Raw genomic sequence first — 21022 nt, 5'->3', positions numbered from 1 at the left:
GTATGGTAAACTTGCACAAATTTCTGCATCATTTTTTAGGCAGGTTGTCAGATTCGTATACGAGTACGGCGAAATATGCAAGAAGTGCGCCTTCAAATGTCTTGATATCAATCATGGTTTTTTCAATGAATTTCTCGATGCGGTACTGCACACTGTTCCGGTGCATATATAACTTTTTAGCCGTTTGACTGATATTGGACTGATTTTCTAAAAATGCCTTGACGGTTTGAATCAGTTCCTTGTCTTCTGAAAATACTTGGGATGTTTTATTGAAGATATAATATTTCCATTCATTCGGCAAGTGTTTCAGTATATAAGATGGCATGGACGTTACAACAGACTGGATAGAGTTTGTACGAATGGACATATTAGAATATTTATACATTTCACGCTCATAATGGAAAGATGCAATGAAACCGGGGTCTACCATGCCGAACTGGCCGATAAAAAAAGATATGCTTGCAAAGAAATCCGATTCAATAACGTGTGAAATGGATCGAAGCTGTTCTTCATCTAATTGAACCTCATTCCATTCCTCAATGATCAAACCTTCATATTCATTCATCAGGACCAGGAGTGTATGATGGGGCAGTAAATGGTTGAACGCCTCTTTCAATAAATGCACATCCGTCTCCTCATGAATGGTAAACTGAATCACCCTGTATTCACTGGGGCGAGCTGAAGGAATCGTGCCATCCTCAAATAGGAATTCAACCCATTCATTCGCAAGCGGCGACTCATTCAACCGTTTGCTGCCGCTTAGTTCTTTAAAAAGACACTTCAGCAATTCCATTTCCTCTCTTGATAAATCGCTGGCCTCAATTCCGATGAATTCATTTTCATGCTCATCGGTAAACCAGATTTTCTTAGACGTTCGTTCTGTTGGATAGTGTTTCTGAATGGCTGCATTTGGGTATTTTAAAAGTAAAGAAGTTAACATTTCATCCCCCGGCTATCAATTATTTTTATGTGTACTTTCCATTGTACTGAAAAAAATCAGTGAATCAAAGGGTCACGGATTGCAAATTCTTCCTGATTCTACTACTATGGGATAAGGAATAAATCATTAGAGGTGTCCAATATGGAATACAATAAAGAAGTAACAAACCGCATGAAACGCTTAGAGGGACAAGTCCGCGGCGTCCTTAAGATGATGGAAGAAGAAAAACATTGCAAGGACGTTGTTACCCAGCTGTCAGCAGTGCGGACTGCAGTTGACCGTACAATCGGTTTAATCGTTGCGAAAAATCTGGAAGCATGCATCCGTGAATCGGAAGATGAGGGCGGCAGTGCAGAAGATGCAATCAAGGAAGCCGTTAACATGCTGGTGAAAAGCAGATAAATTCAGGAAAGCTGCCGTTTGGGCAGCTTTTTCTTTTTGTAAGTAATCATTCAAATGAAAAGGGAGGCCTGCATGAGTGGCCTCCCGCCTGAAGACATTAAGAATGAGCCGGGGGTTCCTCATGGTCAGTGATGAGAGTCGCTTCTCCGATGTTAGTGGAATCACCCCTCATATGAACGGCACCCCCTGATAATCCCTCGTTGATAAACCTGTCAACATCAAGGAAAAGACTGCCTTTTCCCTCGTAATTGGTATCCGGAAGAAATTGAAAGTCTTTATTATCTTTTTCCATTCTCATCAGCCTCCTGAGCTTAGTTTTCGAAAAGAGGCTGTGATTCATTCAGCTTTTTTCTGGGTAATGGAAAGTGTGCACCAATTTATTCATACACATGGAAAAGCATTAGTTCATGCAATTGTTTTTTCAGATCCTCTTCTTTGTCTGCAGGGGGCTGGTGGCTTGTCCATTCGATGCTTCCGTTCTTAAGATAATTCCCTTCATATTTCATTCCGCTGAAATAGAACGAAAATGTCCATCCCGGCAGCTGTTTATTTTCATACATGCTTTTGTATTGGAAATGCTGTATCAAATCAATCACCTCATCTATATTGTAAACGTTTCAACGCCTGCTGTGTAGGAGTTCATGCTATCCCTTGATATTTCACTCGCATAAACAGGCAGGTATGCGAAAAGAGCCTTATCCAATCATAATTTTCTTTTTTGCTAAATAGAATTTATGGAAGAGATTTTAGGAGGGACAAAGCATGAATTCCTTTATTCGCGATTTGGAGAAAGCAATCAGTGATGAATGGACAGCCTATTATTTTTATAAAGATCTGAAGGACAGGACAAATAATCCTTTATATGTTGAATTCATCGAACACGCTAAAAAAGATGAGAAGGAACATTATGAAATGTTTCAATATCTTCATTATCTATATACAGGGGAGTACTATGAACATAAGAAAGAGAAGATTGAATATACGACATTCAAGGAAGGGATTCTGCGCGCATTGAAAAATGAGCTGGAGGCTGCAGAATTTTATAGGAATCTGTTACTTGAAATGCCGAATAAACAGGCGTACAACCCATTGTTCATTGCCATGACGGATGAGATGGAACATGCCACCCGTTTTTCTACGATTTATAACTCACTCCGTTAATAGAAAGGTTGACCACTATGCACAATCGGTCAACCTTCTTTATGTTCTGAAAGAACGAGGAATGTGCGGACAAGCTGCTGCCGTCTTTTCAATTCAATGTCTTCTTCGTCGAAGGTCATCGGCTTTGAATTGATTTCAAAGAGGACATATCCCCCATCTTCACGCGGTGCAAGGTCGAGGGAAAATTCGCCGACGTAACCGAAGGCCTCCATCAGCTCCTTGCCGCACATCTTCACAATTTTCAGGATTTCTTTTTTCGTCTGCGGCGCCGCGACTTCTTTTAGTGAAAGGATTTTTCCGCCGGCAGGAACATGGGTGGTCACTTCCTGCCTCTGGGAAATCCGTACGCCGATCCCCATCAGATTGTAATCCTCCCCGGTATGGACGGCCAGGATCCGATAATCATACCGGTGATCTTTTAATGTCTTGCAAGGAATCGCTTGCTGCATGATCAGGTTCTGCCCGGTTTGAAACCATTCCCCGTAAGAACGAAGGAAGCGGGAGAGGGATGTATACTTTTCTATCTTCTTGATACTTTTACATATGATTGTTCCCCCAGGTTCTTGCTCAATCAGCCTGATCCCCCTTCCCTGTGAGGCAAAAGACGGTTTTATATAAATTTTTTTATATCTCTCTAAAAAATCGGTAAAGCCCAATTCACTTTCCACCTGCTCAGTGGGGGGGAGGTGCTCTTTTAATTCGCTGCACCTGGAAAGGATTTGATGTACTTCCCATTTATTGAAGAAATGAGGGTTGAAGTACGGAATATTGAATGTCCGGATAAACGTTTGAAGTGCTTTATACTCCTGATGCCGTTCAGCTTCCCTGGAAGGGATCCTGTTATAAATGACATTTGGGACCGGAAAAATGCACTTCACCCATTTATTCATTTTTTTGTTGAAGGTAATCCCATTTATCGACTTTTCGCCGGCATCTTCAGGGGAAAACACGAAGCAAAAGGCTCCCTGTTCCTCCAGCCCCTGCTGTATCGACCTGAACAATTCGAAATTTCCTTTATACTTGTTTTCATCTTTACTTGCTACGATTCCTACAAGGGGGACGGAGCGGATTTTTTTATCGGAATGAAGGATGAAATGATAGGATTCTTCTGGTTCCCTTGAAGATAGGAGGAAGGAGTCCTTTGCAAAAGGCACGGCCGTAAGGGCTTCCTCCTTATGAAAAAAAACCTTCCGTGATAAGTCATAAAAGATATTCATGGCATCATTTCCTCAGGATGAAGGAGGGCTTGCTGTGATAAGAAGACCCCGAATGATAAAGCAAGCTTCCTCGTCAATATGTCGAAATTCCTCAAATGCGGATGAGAAAAGATGGCTCTCCCGGGTTTTGAGTTTGCTTCGAACATCCAGACGCGGCCGTCATCATCGATACCCAGGTCGAATCCGATTTCACCGATATAACCTTCCATATTGCGCTCGATCGCATGTGAAAGCTTTAGGGCTGCTTCTTTCAATGAATGTTCAGCCTCAGCTTTCCTGGAGGCATCCGGAAACAATTCTTCAAGACTTTTTACAACCCCGCCATTGTTCGCATGGGAGGTGACGCTGCCGAGCCCTGATACTTTACCGGCAATGGCACTTACATGCCAGCTTCCTTCTTCATCTTTATTCGTATGGACACGGAAGTCAATCGGACGGCTGTCTTCGGACAGAAGGGAAATGCCCTGCTGTACGAGAAAGGAATCTAGGCTGCGATTTTTAAATATGGAATTCATCAGCCGTTCGAGGGAGGAGAATCTGATGAGCCTGTTTTTTCCTTCCTTATCCCGAAACCTGCAGTAGTAATCCTGTGCCTGACGGTCGAATGTAAGTTTGTGTATCCCGTTCCCGAGGCTTCCGTTCTTTGGTTTGATATAGACTGACGAATAGAGGGAAAGCATCCGCTCAATCTCTTCAAATGATTGGAAAGCATGAGTCTCGGGGAGATATTGACTGACGGAATCAACGGATTCCAACCGTTCGAAAAGATCAAGTTTATTGAAGAATCCCGGATTGTACCACGGAATCCCATATTCCCTTTGAAGCCTATCTTTGATCTCTTTGTATGTTCTTCTTTTCTCACTGCGCCGGTTTGGGAGCCGGTCGTAAATCACATTTGGAAAAGGGACCGTTTCCACTTCCCAGCTTTCCCCAAAATGAAAATAGCCTGTCACAAGCCCGTTTTCCCAATCAATATGCTTTTCTCCGAAAACAAACGGAATCACGCCCAGGGAAGACTGGACGGACAATAGTTTCCTGAAGAAATAAGAACGTTCTCCTACAGGGCTTAGTTTGAAATTTGTGAAGCCTGCAGTGAATACCCCGATCAGCACACCAAGGTATATACTGTCTTCTTTCATAAAAAGCGACAGTGCAGTTACTCTTTCAGGAAGATGAAGGCTCCTTGCAAGAGCCGTACTGATACCAATCACATTTCTGCCATTCGGATGCCTCTTGCAGACGACAGGCTGCCTGTGCGTCCCGAGAACAGCTGTTTTTGGGTACTCATTTTTTTCCGGTTTCCATCCCGAAGGAAGGTAAAGGATGTGTTCTGTGTCTTGAATTTGTTCTGATTTATACGTTTTTAACATTTAAAATTCACCTCGCCTTAAAGATGGGAGAGATTGAGTGTTCAAGTAATGAAAGTAATCAATGGGAGCACGGTATAAATGGTGCTTTCTTTCAGCCGCGAGTGTGTCTACGATCTTATGTCCCGGTTTTGAATTGATATCCAGGATCCAAAGCGAGTTGTCCCGTGCCAGAAGTATATCGATCCCAAGTTCGAAAAGGGGAGAAAAATAATCCTCCATAAGATGGGGGAGTTCACCCAGGCATTCATCCATCTCGGCTTTGACGAAATTCCAGTCGGCTTCTGGGTGTCTTGACTCCCACTCTTCTTGTTTGAAGTAGGCTCCGCCTCTGCTTACATTGGTTAATATCGCACCCTTAGGACCTTCTCTGACGGCCCGCTGGAATTCCCTCCAATCTCCGTATTCATCTTTATTCATCAGGATCCTGAAGTCATATGGTGTATCTTGTTCCGTTTTGTTGTCGATCCTTTTCTGGGCGATGAACGTATATTGATCAAGAATTCTGCCTGCCCATTTCAGGAAAGTCGTTTTCGATTGGAAAGATTGTTCGGCGATCTGCAGGTTTTTGGTTGTACGGACAGTCACTCTGTTTTGTGATAACAATAAATGATACACAGCAAACCCATGTGCCCCGTCAACAGGTTTGATTATGATATCTTTATGTTTGATCAGTAAGTTAAATAAGTGAAAGTGGTCTTTTATCATGAATGTTTCAGGGATATATGAAGCGAGAGGGGAGTCTTTCAGTACTTCATAAATTTTCCATTTGTTCGGAAGTCCATAGCCGAGAAAGCGTATATGGGGCTGATTTTTCAGCCACTGTACGACCGCTTTTGCCTGCCTGGACGGCAGGCTGGCATCATAATAGGTCCGGTCATAAATGTACCCGGGAATCTCAAAGGTATTCTCTTCCCACGCACTGCTTTCCTTATTGAAAACAAATCCTTTCACTGTCTCATCGACAGGGGAGATATCAGCAGGTGAGAATAGGTAAAGATCCATTGAATAGGGGGAAGATTGGATGCCGATTTCCCTGAAATGCGAATGGGCAGTATCGGGTTTGAGTGTCATGATGCCGAGTGTTTGTTTCATATTATTCCTCCTTTTCCTTTCCAGATGTTGTAGCTGTACTCGTATAAGCCTTTAACAGAAGGCCTGATGCGTTCATTGTCAATGAACGTCTTCTTGGAAGGTTTGGAGTTCACTTCAATGATCCATGGCTTACCTGCTGAATCCACTCCGATGTCGATGCCGAATTCGGCAAAGTTCCCTTCCAGATGTTCTGATAAGTAAGATGAAGCGGACAGTGATAAGTCCTTCATATTTGAATAAATTTCTCTGTGCCCGCTGGGAAAAAGATCACTCAATATCTCAAGGGGTGGTTCCATGCACCCGCCCTGATCGATGTTCGCAACAAATTGATCTTCTGAAGCGATACGGGCTGCAGTCGAAATGACGGACCAGCTTCCCCGGTGGTTCCTGTGACATAAAAAGCGAAAGTCAAGCGTGTGTCCATTAACAGTCAAGAAAGGGATGGTCTCTTGGACGATATACCGCGAATTGCGGCACCAGCACTGAAGCTGCCTGTAAAGAGATGAATAAGTATGGAATACATGAGTAGGTTTAGAAGAAAAGGAGTTTTGTGAGACAAGATAATCCTTTGCCCTTTTTTGGATGCGGATAATGTATCGGCCTTTACTTCCGTTAACTCTTTTTACAAAAACAACGTGATGAATAGAGAGCATTTCTTCCAGTCGTTCGAGTCCTAAAGCGGTTTGGGGCAGATGGGGCTGGATTGAGGAGTGTGTTTTAAGGTGTGAATACGCTGCATCCTTGGATAAAAAAGAAGAGTTGAACAAGTGTATGGATCGTTCTCTGGTCCTGTTCAAAGCAGCCTCGAATTGTTTATGGTTTTCGAGTTTGCGTGAATGACTCCGATTATAGATCACATCCGGGTACGGGAGGGGCCTTTTCTGCCAATCACCTTGATCGAATAGATACCCCTCCGCTTCATCATTGACGAATGAAGAAACTGTCATGAGGAAAAAAAGCCCGCCTTGTTGTTGAAACCACCGCTGACACTCTGTAAAATATTCCTTTAAAGAGTGTTTAATTATTGTATCTTCCTGAAACGAATCAATTAACAGCGCTGTGATCGGTCCGATTGAGATGATTTTGCGTTCCTGGTCTATATTTACCAGCGCATGATCCATCCGGGGAAGAGAGGAAAATAACGGGTCGGTGCTTTTCAGTGTGATCCTTGGATCACTCGTACCGGAAGGAGAGCAAACGATATGAATAAAGGAAGCCCCTGCTTTTAAGACCCACTGTTCTGTAAAGTCAAATTTATGAAAGATGGAATCAGGTACTATTAATTCATTTACTTCTCTATGATTCTCTAAATTGAAAAAGGAACTTTTAAACATCATCATACATTCCTCATTTGCATACGGAGATGGAAAAACTCTATAATTATTTATTGGGCTAATGCACATATTGCATTGTATGTGAAAATTGGCAAAATGTTCAAAGCAGAAAAGGAAGGTGCCATTATGCTGGATGTGTTCATCCTTATTGTATTCATGGTCGTTATTGGAGCACTCATCGGAGGCGTCACCAATTCACTTGCCATCAAAATGCTCTTCCGGCCTTACAAGGCTTACTATATTGGAAGATTCAAAGTTCCTTTCACACCGGGCCTCATCCCGAAACGGAGGGAAGAACTGGCTCAGCAGCTCGGGAACATGGTGGTCGATCACTTAATCACCCCGGAAAGCCTTCAGAAGAAAATCATGAATGATGATTTTCAAAGAGACGTCACCGAGTGGCTGCAGGAGGAATCCGCCCCTGTTTTCCGTTCGGATAAGACGATCAATGAATGGCTTGAGATCCTTCACATCCCGGTATCATCCGACGTATTGAACCGGTGGCTGAAAGAATGGGTGGAAGACAAAGTCACCCGATCCAAAATGGAGTACAGTTCAAAACGCGTGGGAGAAGCGCTGCCTGAAAAGTGGCAGGAGAAAATCGAAGATGCGATCCCGAAACTGGTCGACATGATTGCGGGACGTGCTGAAAGCTACTTCACAAGTCCGGAAGGAAAAGCGAAAGTGAAGATCATGATCGATGATTTCCTGAAAGAGCGGGGCAGGCTTGGAAACATGCTGGGGATGTTCCTTGGAAATACATCAATAGCTGATAAGGTCCAGCCTGAAATCGTCAAATTCATCAAACATGAAGGAACGCAGGAGATCCTTCATAATCTTCTGCGGAAGGAATGGGGAAAACTGAAACTCATGCAAGTAGATGAAGTGATCGATAAGCTTCCGGAAGAGGACATCATGTCCCAGCTGCACACATCCCTGATCAGGATTGTCGATATCGACGGACATCTCTCAAAACCATTGTCATACTGGCTTGCACCCCATGAGGGTACATTTACTGATACACTCCTTCCTAAATGGGTCGAAAAAGGTACTGACCTCTTATCGGCAAAGATTCCTAACCTGATGACAAAGCTGCATCTTCAGAAAATCGTCCAGGAACAGGTGGAATCCTTCTCGGTTGCAAGACTCGAAGATTTAGTGCTTGGCATTTCCCGGCGTGAATTCAAGATGATCACATATCTCGGTGCCCTGCTGGGAGGGATCATAGGGTTGATCCAAAGTATATTTGTGATGATATTTTCTTAGTTTCCTGATTGAAGGTACATTTATGCTTGCAGCGTAAAAGGGAACTTCCTAGAATTCTTCCTCATAGTTTGTTATAGTGGTGGAGGAAACAAAGAGTGAAAATATTAGGAGGTACGTATTTTGGCAATTAACTTATACGATCAGGCAAATGAACTGGAAAGAGCGCTTAGACAAAGCGACGAATTCTTGGAACTTAAAAAAATGTACGACGAAGTAAACAGCGACGAATCAGCAAACAAGATGTTTGAAAACTTCAGAAATATTCAAATGACACTTCAGCAAAAGCAGATGAACGGTGAAGAAATCACTCAGGAAGAAGTGGAACAGGCTCAAAAAACAGCACAGCTTGTGCAGCAGCACGAAAAAATCGGCAAGCTGATGGAAGCTGAACAACGTATGAGCATGGTCATCCAGGACTTGAACAAAGTCATCATGAGGCCTCTTGAAGAGCTTTATGGTTCCATGCAGCAATAATCATAATCACAGAAGGTACCCGGATCTGATCCGGGTATTTTTTTATTGTTTAGGAAATTATAAAATACTGTACTTGAGTGTTCGTCTGTTTTAGGGAGACGCTATGGAGAAGTCAAACAGCGGGGTTATCAAATGCATTCTTAAAGACCATTTCGATGGGTTATTGAATTTGAATGCTTCTCTTTTCTGGAAGCTTATCGGGCAGATATTAAAGAAACCGTCCTGAAGGCAATCAGGGGCGGAACCAGGGGTTTGAAATATGAATTATTCCCGATATGAATGCCTCGGTTGAAAGGGAAAACCTGCTCCTGTATTTACTTGTTCTAAAAGTCAGATGAACAACGGGATACGCATTCGTGAAACTTGTTGAGAAGTGTCGAATTGTCGGTAAGTGCCTTATTTTTGTTGGTGAATCCTGAAAAACGTTGAAACAGACATCATATTTGTTGGTAATTTCAAAAAAACGTTGGTAAATCCGAATTTTTGTTGATAACCCCAATGTTCAATAGAACGCCAGATTGCTCCCTCTGTTAAAATCACTAATTCCCAGGTCATAACTGAACAACTTTTAATTTTTGCCGCCTTATTCAGGCGGATATTTTGTGGGAATCCATGTGATCAATAGAAGCGGACTTTTATCCTCCTGCCTAATATCACCCTCTTGTCATATTTGTCTATATCTCTTCATAAAACTTAAGAAAGGAAGTAGACAACATTTAGGGGGGACACCAATGATTTATAGAATGATGGCACTTAATATCGACGGCTCTGTTGTTAATGAAAACGGAAAAATCGCAAAAGAAACTAAAGAAGCGATTGAGTACGTCCAAAATAAAGGAGTGCGGGTCACTCTTGTCACAAGCAGAAACTTTGCTTCTGCAAGAAAGGTTGCAAAAGCCTTGAAGATAGACTGTCCGATCATCACCCACGGCGGGGCTTATATAGCTGCTGAGCGGGACCGGCCGCTGTATGTGAGGAAAATTTCTGAAGCACTCACTTATGAGATCACACAATTCCTCGAAGGCTTCCCCGGACAGGTTCAGCTGTCTCATGAAAAACAAAGCATTGTCGGCAAAGCAAATAACCAGTCTAAATTGACATCCACTGTGTCCTGGGACAGAGATTCACGATTTTTATACAGCAAGCAATACGTGAATGTGGTGAGCGAACATCTGCTTGAAAATCCTCTTGCTGTGCCGAAAATTTCAGTGTTGCTCCAGCATAAAGAAGATGTATGGGATATTGCTGCTTCACTGAAAGGAATGTACGAGGAAGTGGATGCGGTCCCTACATCGGATCATACCCTCGATATTCTCCCTAAAGGGGTCTCAAAACTCAGGGGGCTGTTGTACCTGTCTGAAAGACTCGGCATAAGGAAAGAGCAGATTGTCATGGTAGGGGCGGGTATAGATGATGTCGACGCCATCAGATGCTGCGGACTCGGGGTGGCGATGGGTGAGGCGCCGCGGGAGGTAAAGGCACATGCGGACTGGGTTACCAGGAGTCAAGACCTGAAAGGGCTCCCTTACTTCATCACAGAACTCTTCAGGAAACAGCACCCGATTCCATTTCTTAAGAAAATGAACATCATCAGGTCATGAACAGGAAACGGGCCAATAAGGCGGATGCTGCCTTATCGGCCCGTTCTCTTTTACAGCAGGTGAACTGGCATCATACAGGCCGGTTACAGGTTCATTGACCATTTTCATCCCTTTCTGTACACTAGAAAAAGCTAGTTTTATTGAAAGGTGATTATAAGGGTGAATATTTTAATAACAGGAGTTGAGGATGAACGTTTTGAACGTCCTCTGCGATTGATAGCCAATTTGTTTTTTGAAGAGACAAGCATTTATTTTACTGAATGCAATTCCGTTGATTTAAAAGTTCATATAGACTTGAATACTGAAAATAGAATTGAAGCAAAAGCGGCTTTAGAGGATCCGGAAACCAAAAAGGAAATCCGCTCTGAGTATTCAAGGGGATGGAAACCATATGAAACGGAGAAAGAAGGATTCCGCCAGGTGAAGACTGCGCTCTCCCATGTATACTTGAATGTGCTTCAGGATCTCACAGGAATCAGGCAAAAATGGGGGATCCTCACCGGTATCCGCCCAACCAAGCTTATCCATAAACAGAACCAGCTTGGCACGCCAAGGGAAGAAGTTCATGCAAAGCTGAAGGAAGAATATCTGATTACGGATGAAAAAATAGAGCTTATGCAGAACATTGTCGACCGCCAGCTCTCAGTGGTACCGGATCTCTATGATGTCCAGAATGAAGTGAGCATTTATATCGGAATTCCATTCTGCCCGACAAAATGTGCGTACTGTACATTTCCGGCGTATGCGATCCTCGGCAAACAGGGACGTGTCGACTCGTTCCTTGCAGGTCTGCATTATGAAATTCAGGAAATGGGACGCTGGCTGAAGGAAAAAGGAATCAAAATTACAACTATATACTACGGCGGCGGGACACCTACGTCGATTACTGCCGAAGAGATGGATGCCTTATACGAAGAAATGTACCGATCCTTCCCGGATGTGGACAAGGTAAGGGAAGTGACGGTGGAAGCGGGCCGTCCGGATACGATTTCAGTGGAGAAACTGGAAGTGTTGAATAAGTGGAATATCGACCGGATATCCATCAACCCGCAGTCTTATACACAGGAAACCCTAAAGGCGATCGGGCGTCATCATACAGTGGAAGAAACAATCGACAAGTTCCATCTTGCCCGTCAAATGGGAATGAACAATATCAATATGGACTTGATCATCGGGCTTCCAAATGAAGAGATTCCCGAACTTCAACATTCATTGGATGAAACGGAAAAGCTCATGCCGGAATCATTGACGGTCCACACCTTGTCATTCAAACGCGCATCGGAAATGACTAAAAATAAAGAAAAGTACAAGGTCGCCGGCAGGCTTGAGATTGAACGGATGATGAATCTTGCAGAGGAGTGGACGAGCGCGCACGGATACGAACCATACTATCTCTACCGCCAGAAAAATATCCTAGGGAACCTCGAGAACGTCGGGTATGCACTTCCCGGACAGGACAGCATTTATAACATCATGATCATGGAAGAGGTTCAGACCATAATCGGAATCGGCTGCGGAGCAGCAAGCAAATTCATCGATCCGAAGACAGGGAAGATCACCCACTTCGCAAACCCCAAAGAACCAAACGCATATAACCTTGGATTCAAAGAATACACCGAAAAGAAAATCAAGATATTGGATGAACTCTTCTCCTAACAAAAAAGCCTGAGACAAAAGTGTCTCAGGCAAATTAAAACCCGGACTAAATTGCCTGCTAGAGTCAATTTAGTCCGGGTTTTTAGTTTGATAGTACATTTTAGATGTTGGGACTATCCGCTTTTCGCGGGCATCCCGTTTGCCATTCTCTCGGCAAATTTAGTCCAGCTGCAGGGCTTAGAGGTACATGTCATAAGCCTCTGACCAAAGCCCTTTCGCATTTCTGATCAAAAGCGAAGTCTTGGACGGAAATCAAAAGCGGTGTTTAAACTTGATACTAAATGGACTGAACTATTCATTTACTTAAAGGAGAATTCAGCCGATGAGGAGAATAGTACTAATAGACAGAAAATGAAAGCGTTTTACTATTTGAGGGGAGAGATCGAATATGATGCAAACACCTCTGCTTTTGACACAAATGATAGAAAGAGCCGAAAAATACTTTCCAAAGAAAGAAATTGTGTCCCGCACAGAATCAGGGGTCCAGCGCTTAACCTACAAACAATGGGGCGAACGGACAAGGCGCCTTGCAAGTGCACTGCATAAATTAGGAGTGAGAGAAGGAGACAAGGTAGGTACACTCGCCTGGAATCATCACCGCCACCTTGAAGCCTATTTTGCGATTCCATGCAGCGGAGCAGTCCTGCATACCATCAACATACGCCTGTCCCCGCAGCACATAAGCTATATCATCAATCATGCCGGGGACAAAGTACTGCTTATCGATCCTGATATCCTGCCGCTCATCGACAAGATCAAAGACAGCATACAGGATGTTGAAGCCTTCATCGTCATGACGGATGGAGAAGTACCGAAAACCTCGCTCAAAAACGTCTATCATTATGAAGAATTACTGAGCGAAGGCGATCCGTCATTCCCATTCCGGACGGATCTTGATGAGAATGCTCCAGCAGGGATGTGTTACACCTCCGCGACGACCGGAAATCCTAAAGGAGTCATATATTCCCACCGGGGGATCGTGCTTCACGCCATGGCGCTAGGCCTTGCTGATACCACGGGAGTTTGTGAAAAGGATACTGCCCTTCCGGTTGTACCGATGTTCCACGTGAACGCATGGGGCCTTCCTTTTGCATCAGTGTGGTTTGGAACGAAGCAGGTCCTTCCAGGTCCTTATTTTACACCGGGCATCCTTGCAAAGCTGATGCAGGATGAGAAAGTGACCATCACGGCCGGAGTCCCTACGATTTGGCTCGGGCTCCTGAATGAGATCGAACAGAATGAGTACGACTTATCCAGCCTGCGTTCGATTTTATGCGGGGGATCTGCTGCACCGAGGGGAATGATCAAAGCTTTTGAAGAAAAATTCGGCATCCCTTTCATGCACGCATACGGCATGACAGAGACAAGCCCGCTTGCCGTCATCGCTTCTTCGAAAAGCTATCATGCTGATTTGTCAGCCGATGAAAAGCTGGACTTGAAAGCGAAGCAGGGGATCCTCGTCCCCGGGCTGGAAATGAAAATCATCGGAAAAGACGGAGAAGCAGCCTGGGACGGGAAGGAAATGGGGGAGCTTGCCCTGAGAGGTCCATGGATCGCTTCAGAATATTATCAGGACGAAAGGAGCCAGGATGCTTTCCGCGACGGATGGCTCTATACCGGTGACGTCGTGACCATCGATGAAGAGGGTTATATAAAGATTGTGGATCGTACGAAGGATTTGATTAAATCCGGAGGTGAATGGATTTCTTCAGTCGATTTGGAAAATGCATTAATGGCCCATGAAGATATCTTTGAAGCAGCCGTGGTGGCAGTTCCGCATGAACAATGGCAGGAGCGTCCGGTTGCATGTGTCGTCTTAAAGGAATCCTCCCGGGGAAAAGTGACAAAAGAGGATATACTCGACTTCCTCAATCCCCAATTTGCAAAATGGTGGATCCCTGACGATGTCCTGTTCATGAATGAGATCCCGAAAACATCCGTCGGCAAATTCCTGAAACGGACACTCAGGGACCAAGTGCAGAATAAAATCAAACAGGTGTGAAATGAGAGAGGTCAGCTGCTCGATAGGTTGACCTCTTTTTTCGTTGGTGAAGCAGTTAAATGATATATATGATATTAGGTAAATCAACAGCGCTGGAAAGAAGTTTACTTATCGAATAGTAAAACTATTCAAAAAAATGATTCACTATTCATTTTTGATGAGGTATCCTAGAATGAAGGGGAGGGATTACATTGACAGTGTCAAACCATTATGAAACGGTCAAGCTACATAAAGAAGGAAGGGTGGCGAGGCTCCAGCTGAACCGCCCGAAATCTCTGAATGCTCTGGATGCAGGACTTATGAAAGATCTTCTCGGTGCATTAAAGGAAGTCAAAGGAGACCCTGAAGTCTCCATCCTGGTCCTGACAGGGGAGGGAAAAGGGTTTTCTTCAGGAGGGGATATCAAATCGATGCTCATGCTGAGCGGAGAAGAACAATTCTCAGGGATCATGGATACAATCAGTGAACTGGTCATGACTCTGTATTCGATGCCGAAAGTGGTGGTAACCGGCATTCACGGGGCTGCTGCAGGTCTTGGATTCAGCCTGGCACTTGCATCCGATTATATTTTATGTGAAGAAGACAGCAAGCTTGCGATGAACTTCATCGGAATCGGCTTGATCCCAGATGGGGGCAGCCACTTCCTTTTACAAGAAAGACTGGGAACCCATAAAGCAAAAAGACTGATTTGGAATGGAAAAGTGTTCGAAGGGCAGGAAGCTTTGATGAAAGGGCTCGTCGATGAGGCACTTCCATCCGGAAAGCTGGAAGATGGTATCGAACGCTACATTAAACAATGCCTGGCCGCACCGACCAAAGCGATGCTCAAGACAAAGGAAGTGTACGTGTCACTGAATAAAGAAAGACTGCAGCACGCACTTGATCTGGAAAAAGAAGGACAATGGCTCATGCGCCAGACAGGTGATCACCAAGAAGGCATCCGGGCATTCGTTGAAAAAAGAAGACCTGAATTCAAAGGGAACTAAACGCATAGATTACCTAACAAATTTACAAGGTTCATTACGGCTGCCATCGGCTGTAGTGGATCTTTTTCTTATTTTGACAGTTACAAATCAAGAGCCGCGTGGTAAAGGAATAACTCAAGGCGGAGCCTAATAAATAGAGAATTTACTAGAGTTAAGAGGAATTTGTCCAGACAATCTATATTCTCGATGCATAGACTATTAATATCCTATAAAGGGGGAATACTATGAAGACGATTATAATAGATCCCGGGCACGGAGGAAGTGATCCCGGCGCAGCTTATAAAGGGAATGAAGAAAAAACGTTCAATTTGCTGACTGCCCTGAAAGTCAGGGAATATTTGATCGACAAGTATGAAGTACGGATACTCATGACCAGAAGCGAGAATAAAACCATGCCACTTACGGAACGAAGCAATTTTGCGAACAGCACAAATGCCGATTTCTATTTATCCATTCACCACAATGCAGGAGGCGGTACAGGATTCGAGAGTTATACGTTCAACGGCAGCGTTCCTGCCGCAACCCTCACATACCAAACTGTCATTCATAATGGATTCATAAATGAAATTAAAAAGAAATATCCTGTCATTGACAGGGGGAAGAAAAGAGCGGATTTCCACGTATTGAGGGAAACCAAAATGCCTTCACTGCTGGTGGAAATCTTATTCATCGATAATGATAAAGACGTGTCGCTCCTAAACAATACAGGATTCAGGAACGACACCGCAATGCTCATAGCTGAGGGAGTCGCCAAAGCGTTATCACTTCCTGAGAAAAAGGAATCTCCAGGGGGACAGTTATACAAGGTAATAGCCGGCTCATTCACTGACCGGAAAAATGCCGAAGACCGGGCTGCCCTCTTGAAGCAAAAATCCTATGATGCGTTCATCACGACGGTGGTGATCTCTGGTAAGACATATTACAGAGTACAGGCAGGTGCGTTTACAGATAAGGCCAATGCCGAGAAGTTAGCGGCGGAGCTAAACAGGAAAAAGATAGAGGCATTTATTTTAACGGAAGGGACAGGGAATGGACCTTCTCCTTCGCCTTCTCCTGCACCCCCTGAAAAAGACGTGACCATCCTGGGAGAATCTCTATTGAAGCCCCATCAGCTGAATGAGTTTGTCAAAATCATCAATCCGGGAGCTCCATTGCTCGGAGACTATTATATTAAGTATGGAAAGGACTATGGAATCCGCGGGGATATAGCATTTGGACAAGCGATCCATGAAACCAATTATTTCAGGTTCACCGGTCAGGTCAAGCCGGAACAGAACAATTTTGCGGGGCTCGGGACTACAGGACCCGGCGTTGATGGTGCTTCCTTTAAATCTCCGGAAGAAGGCGTCCTTGCCCATATTCAGCACCTGTATGCCTATGCGTCCAAGGAAAAGCTTCCTCCGTCACATCCGCTTGTTGACCCGAGGTTCTCACTCGTCAGCAGGGGGAGTGCGGACTACTGGACTAAATTGAACGGAAAATGGGCAGTCCCCGGAACCACTTACGGACAGAGTATATTGAGCGTTTACAGCAGAAACCTGGATCATGCACTTGCAGAAATGGAAATTCAAAAGAAAAACATTCAAGAGAGGCTGGATCTATTGAAATAAAAAAAGCCGGTACCCCTGAGCAAAAAGTTTCAGGGATACCGGCTATTTTCAGGCATGAAATAAAACGAGCTTGCCAAGCGGGGAAGTGCATCGGTGAGTGTGGTCAAGGTATCCCTTGTCCTCCAATAATGATTCCCCTGTTTTCTTTGCCTCGTTGTCAGTCGATGCTTCAAATGTTTCATCAAGAATCTTTTTACCGTCTTTTTCAAAGACCGTGAGCTTATACGTTGGCATAATTGATACCCCTTTGTCTAAAAATCTTTCACTCTTATTATTTTTCCATACTATTGAAAAAATTAAAAGTATTTAGTGATAATAATTAAAAGCCTGGAAAATGAAACCTTTTTCTGGCAGAATCGTATGTAATGAGAAAAGGAAAAGATGAGAGGGGAAACTTCAAATGGGTTTATCTATTGGGCATGTCACCAAGAAGTTTGGCAGCTTCACGGCAGTGGACAACTTGTCCCTTACCATTGATACAGGCGAGATGTTCGGATTCCTGGGTGCGAATGGAGCCGGCAAGACGACCACGTTCAGGATGACACTTGGTCTCTTGGATCCGACTGCAGGGGAAATAACATGGGATGGAAGAAAGATTGATTATTCTACAAGCGGGGAGATTGGATATCTTCCCGAAGAAAGAGGCCTTTATCCCAAGATGAAAGTGAAGGATCAAATCGTGTATCTGGCGAGGCTCCGGGGGATGGACAAAAGGGAAATCCTAAAAGAATTAACTTACTGGCTGGAGCGATTCAATATACCGCAATATGCAGATAAAAAAGTAGAAGAGCTTTCGAAAGGGAACCAGCAAAAAATTCAATTTATCTCTTCAGTCATACATAAGCCTAAGCTGTTGATCCTCGACGAACCGTTCAGCGGACTTGATCCAGTAAATGTTGAACTGTTGAAAGAGGCAGTCAGAGATATGAAAAGGGAAGGAACTACCATCGTGTTCTCAAGCCACCGTATGGAACATGTCGAAGAACTGTGTGAGAGCTTATGCATCATGCACCATGGCCGTCCTGTCGTACACGGGGGGCTGAAGGACATCAAGCGTTCCTTTGGTAAAAAGAATGTGGCCATTAATGCTGATGTAGATTTAGCTGAGCTGCGAAGTTTCAATGGTGTGACCAAATTCAGGGAAACGACAGAAGGAATCCTGCTGCAGGTGGAATCGGAGAAAGCTGCGGAAGAAATCTTCCATCATGCAGCCCGAAAAGGTTTCCTGCGTAAATTTGAACTCGAAGACCCGTCATTGAATGATATCTTCATAGAAAAGGTGGGGACTTCTTATGAATAAATTTTTTATCATGCTTGCGCATTCCTACTTTTCCAAGCTTAAAGCCAAATCTTTTATCATTTCAACCATTATCATTGCAGGCGCACTCGTATTGTTGACGAATTTCGATCAAATCCTGTCGAGTTTCGGTGGGGAAGATGAAGAGAAAATTGTGGTAAAGGATGAAACGGGATATCTTTATTCCATGCTGAAGGCACAGGTAACCGTTTTAAATAAAGATATTAAGTTATCGCCTTCTGATGATACAAATGAAGAAATAGAAAAGAAAATAGAAGAGGAAGAGATCAAGGGCCAGCTTATATTGACAGAGGGGAAAGACGGTCTGCCGAGCGCTCTTTACAAATCAGCCTCCTTATCTGATTCAACGGTGTCGTCTGATCTGCAGCTGGCACTTCAAAACATAAAATCTTCCCTCGCTGCAAATAAGCTTGAGCTTTCGAGTGAGGAATTGGCAGGATTGAGCGGTCCTGTCACGTTTGAAAAAGAGGCATTGTCTGAAGGGGCGAAATCGGAAGAAGAATTAAGTCAGGCAAGGGGAATTGTCTATGTGCTGCTGTTCTTCATTTATTTTTCTGTCATCGCTTATGCCAATATGACGGCAATGGAAGTGGCGACGGAGAAGAGTTCAAGAGTGATGGAAATCCTGATTTCCAGTGTGTCGCCTGTGAAGCAGATGTTTGCAAAGATCATCGGGATCGGGCTTGTCGGATTGACTCAGCTGGCAGTCATCCTTGCAGTGGGTTATGTTACTCTGCTTAACAGAAAAGATGATTTTGCAGGGGGATTCTTTGAGTCATTCGGATTTGAATCCCTGTCAGTAAGTGTGATCTTGTTTGCAGTCGTTTATTTTTTACTTGGTTATTTCCTTTATGCTACGCTTGCGGCTCTCCTGGGTTCGCTTGTCAGCAGGATCGAAGATGTTCAGCAGATGATCATGCCGATGACGTTCCTCATCATGATCGGTTTCTTTATCTCCATGTTCGGTCTTGGCAATCCTGAATCAAGTTTTATCACGATCACATCCTATATACCATTCTTTACTCCAATGGTCATGTTCCTGCGGGCCGGAATGCTTGATTTACCTGTATATGAACCAATCATAGGCATCCTGGTCCTGGTAGCAACGATTATTCTGCTGGGAGTCTTTGGAGCACGTGTGTATCGCGGTGGTGTGCTGCTTTACGGGAAATCAAATTCTTATAAGGACATCAAGAAAGCGATTGATCTTACAAATAATAAATAATTTGTGGACTGTCTCCTGAACAGGGAGGCAGTTTTTTTATTTTTTCTTATACTTTTCCTGATACAGGCTGAAATAACGGCTCCTTTTAGGATATAATGAAAATACAGAACGTACATTCGCAAACGAGGAGGGATCGCATGGAGAAAATACGATTTATTCATTGTGCCGATCTGCATCTGGACAGCCCGTTCAAAGGTCTGCAGCATTTGCCGGCAGAGTTATTTGCACGCATTCAGAACAGCACATTTGCCGCATTTGAAAAGCTGGTACAGGCAGCGATACATGAGCAGGTTGACTTTATGGTCATAAGCGGAGATCTGTTTGATGAGGAAGATCGAAGTATCCGGGCGCAGGCCAGATTGCTGAATCAATTTAACTTGTTACATAAGAATGAAATTCCCGTCTATATCATACATGGAAATCATGACTATCTGGGCGGGTTCCGGCTTCGGCTTGATATGCCCGATAATATTCATGTTTTCAGTGATGAAACGGAAGTGAAAGAGCTGAACACCAAATATGGTGCTGTGGTTAAAATAACAGGCTTCAGCTATGGCACCAGGCATATCCGTGACCGGCGGATCTCGGAATATCCAAAGCAGCTTGAGGCGGATTATGTCATTGGCCTGCTTCACGGGAGTGAGGGGAGTGTCCACTCCGAACACGAAAGTTATGCCCCTTTTTCAATCAGTGAACTAAAAGAAAAGAACTATCATTACTGGGCCCTGGGCCATATCCACCAGCGGCAGATCCTGAACTCGGAACCCCCTATTGTCTACCCCGGCAATATTCAAGGGAGACACCGCAAAGAGACGGGTGAAAAGGGATGTTACCTTGTCGAGTTAGACAAACATGATGCCTTTCTTACGTTCATACCGACACAGGAAATTATTTGGGGGGAAGTGGAAGTGTCACTGGACGGGTTTGAGCGGTTCGGTGAAATTTATCAGCATATCAAAAGGGCAGCTGAGGAGTATGAAACACAGTGTGATTGTTTGCTTCAAATACACGTCAGAGACGTGAGCGGCTTATCCCCAGATATACTGGCAGCAATCGAAAACGGTGATCTCCTTCAAGCCCTGCAGGCGGATTCAGCGGCAGGAGAGACCGTCAAGTGGATTCACTCCATTAAATCAGCCCCTCCTGAAACAGACATCGATAGTAAAGATCCATTCATTAAGGATGTTCTGCATACTATTACAAATATGGATGCCGATGACGGAAGGAAGGCATTAGCTGAACTAATTGAGCATCCTGGCCTGTATCGGTTCATGGATCCTTTGGAAGAAGAGGAAATGTCAGATTTGGTTCAGGAAGCAGTAGAATTAATCCTTCACCCCCCGCGGGTGCAGTAAGAAAAGAGGTGCC

General features: G+C 44.1%; 20 protein-coding genes. 12 read left to right on the top strand and 8 right to left on the bottom strand.

What is annotated here, in order from left to right:
• Positions 1 to 28: 28 nt before the first annotated feature.
• Positions 29 to 940: a PucR family transcriptional regulator gene (locus tag BHE18_RS00345; RefSeq protein WP_071616787.1), complete on the bottom strand. Its 912-nt coding sequence runs from the start codon at positions 938 to 940 to the stop codon at positions 29 to 31.
• Between the two features lie 141 nt (positions 941 to 1081).
• Between BHE18_RS00345 and BHE18_RS00340 the strand changes: the two genes are divergently transcribed.
• Entirely contained in the window at positions 1082 to 1342 is a 261-nt protein-coding gene (locus BHE18_RS00340) for a metal-sensitive transcriptional regulator (protein ID WP_071616786.1), read from the top strand.
• 97 nt (positions 1343 to 1439) lie between these two features.
• Here BHE18_RS00340 and BHE18_RS00335 read toward each other — a convergent pair whose 3' ends face one another.
• Positions 1440 to 1634, bottom strand: a complete 195-nt coding sequence (locus BHE18_RS00335; protein ID WP_071616785.1) for a hypothetical protein — start codon at positions 1632 to 1634, stop codon at positions 1440 to 1442.
• An 85-nt stretch (positions 1635 to 1719) separates the two neighbouring features.
• On the bottom strand, positions 1720 to 1929 hold the full coding sequence (locus tag BHE18_RS00330; RefSeq protein ID WP_071616784.1) for a YheE family protein: 210 nt from the start codon (positions 1927 to 1929) through the stop codon (positions 1720 to 1722).
• Between the two features lie 175 nt (positions 1930 to 2104).
• On the opposite strand from BHE18_RS00330, the gene BHE18_RS00325 reads away from it, so the two are divergent.
• A complete protein-coding gene (locus tag BHE18_RS00325) occupies positions 2105 to 2503 on the top strand; it encodes a ferritin-like domain-containing protein (RefSeq protein ID WP_071616783.1) in 399 nt (132 codons plus the stop codon).
• Positions 2504 to 2532: 29 nt separating this feature from the next.
• Here BHE18_RS00325 and BHE18_RS00320 read toward each other — a convergent pair whose 3' ends face one another.
• From BHE18_RS00320 to BHE18_RS00305, 4 genes are read right to left on the bottom strand one after another with little or no spacing between them, the layout of a single operon-like run.
• The gene (locus BHE18_RS00320; protein ID WP_071616782.1) at positions 2533 to 3720 is read right to left on the bottom strand and encodes a YheC/YheD family endospore coat-associated protein; all 1188 of its coding nucleotides are present in this window, start codon (positions 3718 to 3720) and stop codon (positions 2533 to 2535) included.
• The gene (locus tag BHE18_RS00315) at positions 3717 to 5090 is read right to left on the bottom strand and encodes a YheC/YheD family endospore coat-associated protein (protein WP_071616781.1); all 1374 of its coding nucleotides are present in this window, start codon (positions 5088 to 5090) and stop codon (positions 3717 to 3719) included. The genes BHE18_RS00320 and BHE18_RS00315 overlap by 4 nt, the downstream gene beginning before the upstream one ends.
• Positions 5091 to 6182: a YheC/YheD family endospore coat-associated protein gene (locus tag BHE18_RS00310; RefSeq protein ID WP_071616780.1), complete on the bottom strand. Its 1092-nt coding sequence runs from the start codon at positions 6180 to 6182 to the stop codon at positions 5091 to 5093.
• Positions 6179 to 7522: a YheC/YheD family endospore coat-associated protein gene (locus tag BHE18_RS00305; RefSeq protein WP_171910623.1), complete on the bottom strand. Its 1344-nt coding sequence runs from the start codon at positions 7520 to 7522 to the stop codon at positions 6179 to 6181. Before BHE18_RS00305 ends, BHE18_RS00310 begins: the two co-directional genes overlap by 4 nt.
• 120 nt (positions 7523 to 7642) lie before the next feature.
• Between BHE18_RS00305 and BHE18_RS00300 the strand changes: the two genes are divergently transcribed.
• From BHE18_RS00300 to BHE18_RS00270, 7 genes are all read left to right on the top strand, one after another.
• Positions 7643 to 8782, top strand: a complete 1140-nt coding sequence (locus BHE18_RS00300; RefSeq protein WP_171910622.1) for a DUF445 domain-containing protein — start codon at positions 7643 to 7645, stop codon at positions 8780 to 8782.
• Positions 8783 to 8902: 120 nt separating this feature from the next.
• Positions 8903 to 9256 carry a YlbF family regulator gene (locus tag BHE18_RS00295; protein WP_071616777.1) on the top strand — a complete coding sequence of 118 codons (354 nt, stop codon included), beginning with the start codon at positions 8903 to 8905 and terminating at the stop codon, positions 9254 to 9256.
• A gap of 731 nt (positions 9257 to 9987) precedes the next feature.
• Positions 9988 to 10857, top strand: a complete 870-nt coding sequence (locus tag BHE18_RS00290) for an HAD-IIB family hydrolase (RefSeq protein ID WP_071616776.1) — start codon at positions 9988 to 9990, stop codon at positions 10855 to 10857.
• 159 nt (positions 10858 to 11016) lie between these two features.
• The gene (locus BHE18_RS00285; RefSeq protein ID WP_071616775.1) at positions 11017 to 12513 is read left to right on the top strand and encodes a coproporphyrinogen III oxidase; all 1497 of its coding nucleotides are present in this window, start codon (positions 11017 to 11019) and stop codon (positions 12511 to 12513) included.
• 388 nt (positions 12514 to 12901) lie between these two features.
• Positions 12902 to 14515, top strand: a complete 1614-nt coding sequence (locus tag BHE18_RS00280) for a long-chain fatty acid--CoA ligase (RefSeq protein WP_071616774.1) — start codon at positions 12902 to 12904, stop codon at positions 14513 to 14515.
• A 191-nt stretch (positions 14516 to 14706) separates the two neighbouring features.
• Positions 14707 to 15501, top strand: a complete 795-nt coding sequence (locus tag BHE18_RS00275) for an enoyl-CoA hydratase (RefSeq protein ID WP_071616773.1) — start codon at positions 14707 to 14709, stop codon at positions 15499 to 15501.
• A gap of 224 nt (positions 15502 to 15725) precedes the next feature.
• Positions 15726 to 17111 carry an N-acetylmuramoyl-L-alanine amidase gene (locus tag BHE18_RS00270; RefSeq protein WP_071616772.1) on the top strand — a complete coding sequence of 462 codons (1386 nt, stop codon included), beginning with the start codon at positions 15726 to 15728 and terminating at the stop codon, positions 17109 to 17111.
• 48 nt (positions 17112 to 17159) lie between these two features.
• Here the strand turns inward: BHE18_RS00270 and BHE18_RS00265 are convergent, their stop codons facing one another.
• Complete coding sequence (locus tag BHE18_RS00265; RefSeq protein ID WP_071616771.1) at positions 17160 to 17345, bottom strand: YhzD family protein; 186 nt, start codon at positions 17343 to 17345, stop codon at positions 17160 to 17162.
• A gap of 166 nt (positions 17346 to 17511) precedes the next feature.
• Between BHE18_RS00265 and BHE18_RS00260 the strand changes: the two genes are divergently transcribed.
• The 3 genes from BHE18_RS00260 (at position 17512) to BHE18_RS00250 (ending at position 21009) form a co-directional block, all read left to right on the top strand.
• Entirely contained in the window at positions 17512 to 18411 is a 900-nt protein-coding gene (locus BHE18_RS00260) for an ABC transporter ATP-binding protein (RefSeq protein WP_071616770.1), read from the top strand.
• On the top strand, positions 18404 to 19654 hold the full coding sequence (locus tag BHE18_RS00255; protein ID WP_071616769.1) for an ABC transporter permease: 1251 nt from the start codon (positions 18404 to 18406) through the stop codon (positions 19652 to 19654). The genes BHE18_RS00260 and BHE18_RS00255 overlap by 8 nt, the downstream gene beginning before the upstream one ends.
• A gap of 137 nt (positions 19655 to 19791) precedes the next feature.
• Positions 19792 to 21009 carry a metallophosphoesterase family protein gene (locus BHE18_RS00250; RefSeq protein WP_071616768.1) on the top strand — a complete coding sequence of 406 codons (1218 nt, stop codon included), beginning with the start codon at positions 19792 to 19794 and terminating at the stop codon, positions 21007 to 21009.
• The last annotated feature ends 13 nt before the right edge of the window (positions 21010 to 21022 follow it).

The organism is Rossellomorea aquimaris, assembly GCF_001877785.1.
Taxonomy (GTDB): domain Bacteria; phylum Bacillota; class Bacilli; order Bacillales; family Bacillaceae_B; genus Rossellomorea; species Rossellomorea aquimaris_A.
This window is presented reverse-complemented; position numbering and strand designations above follow the sequence as displayed.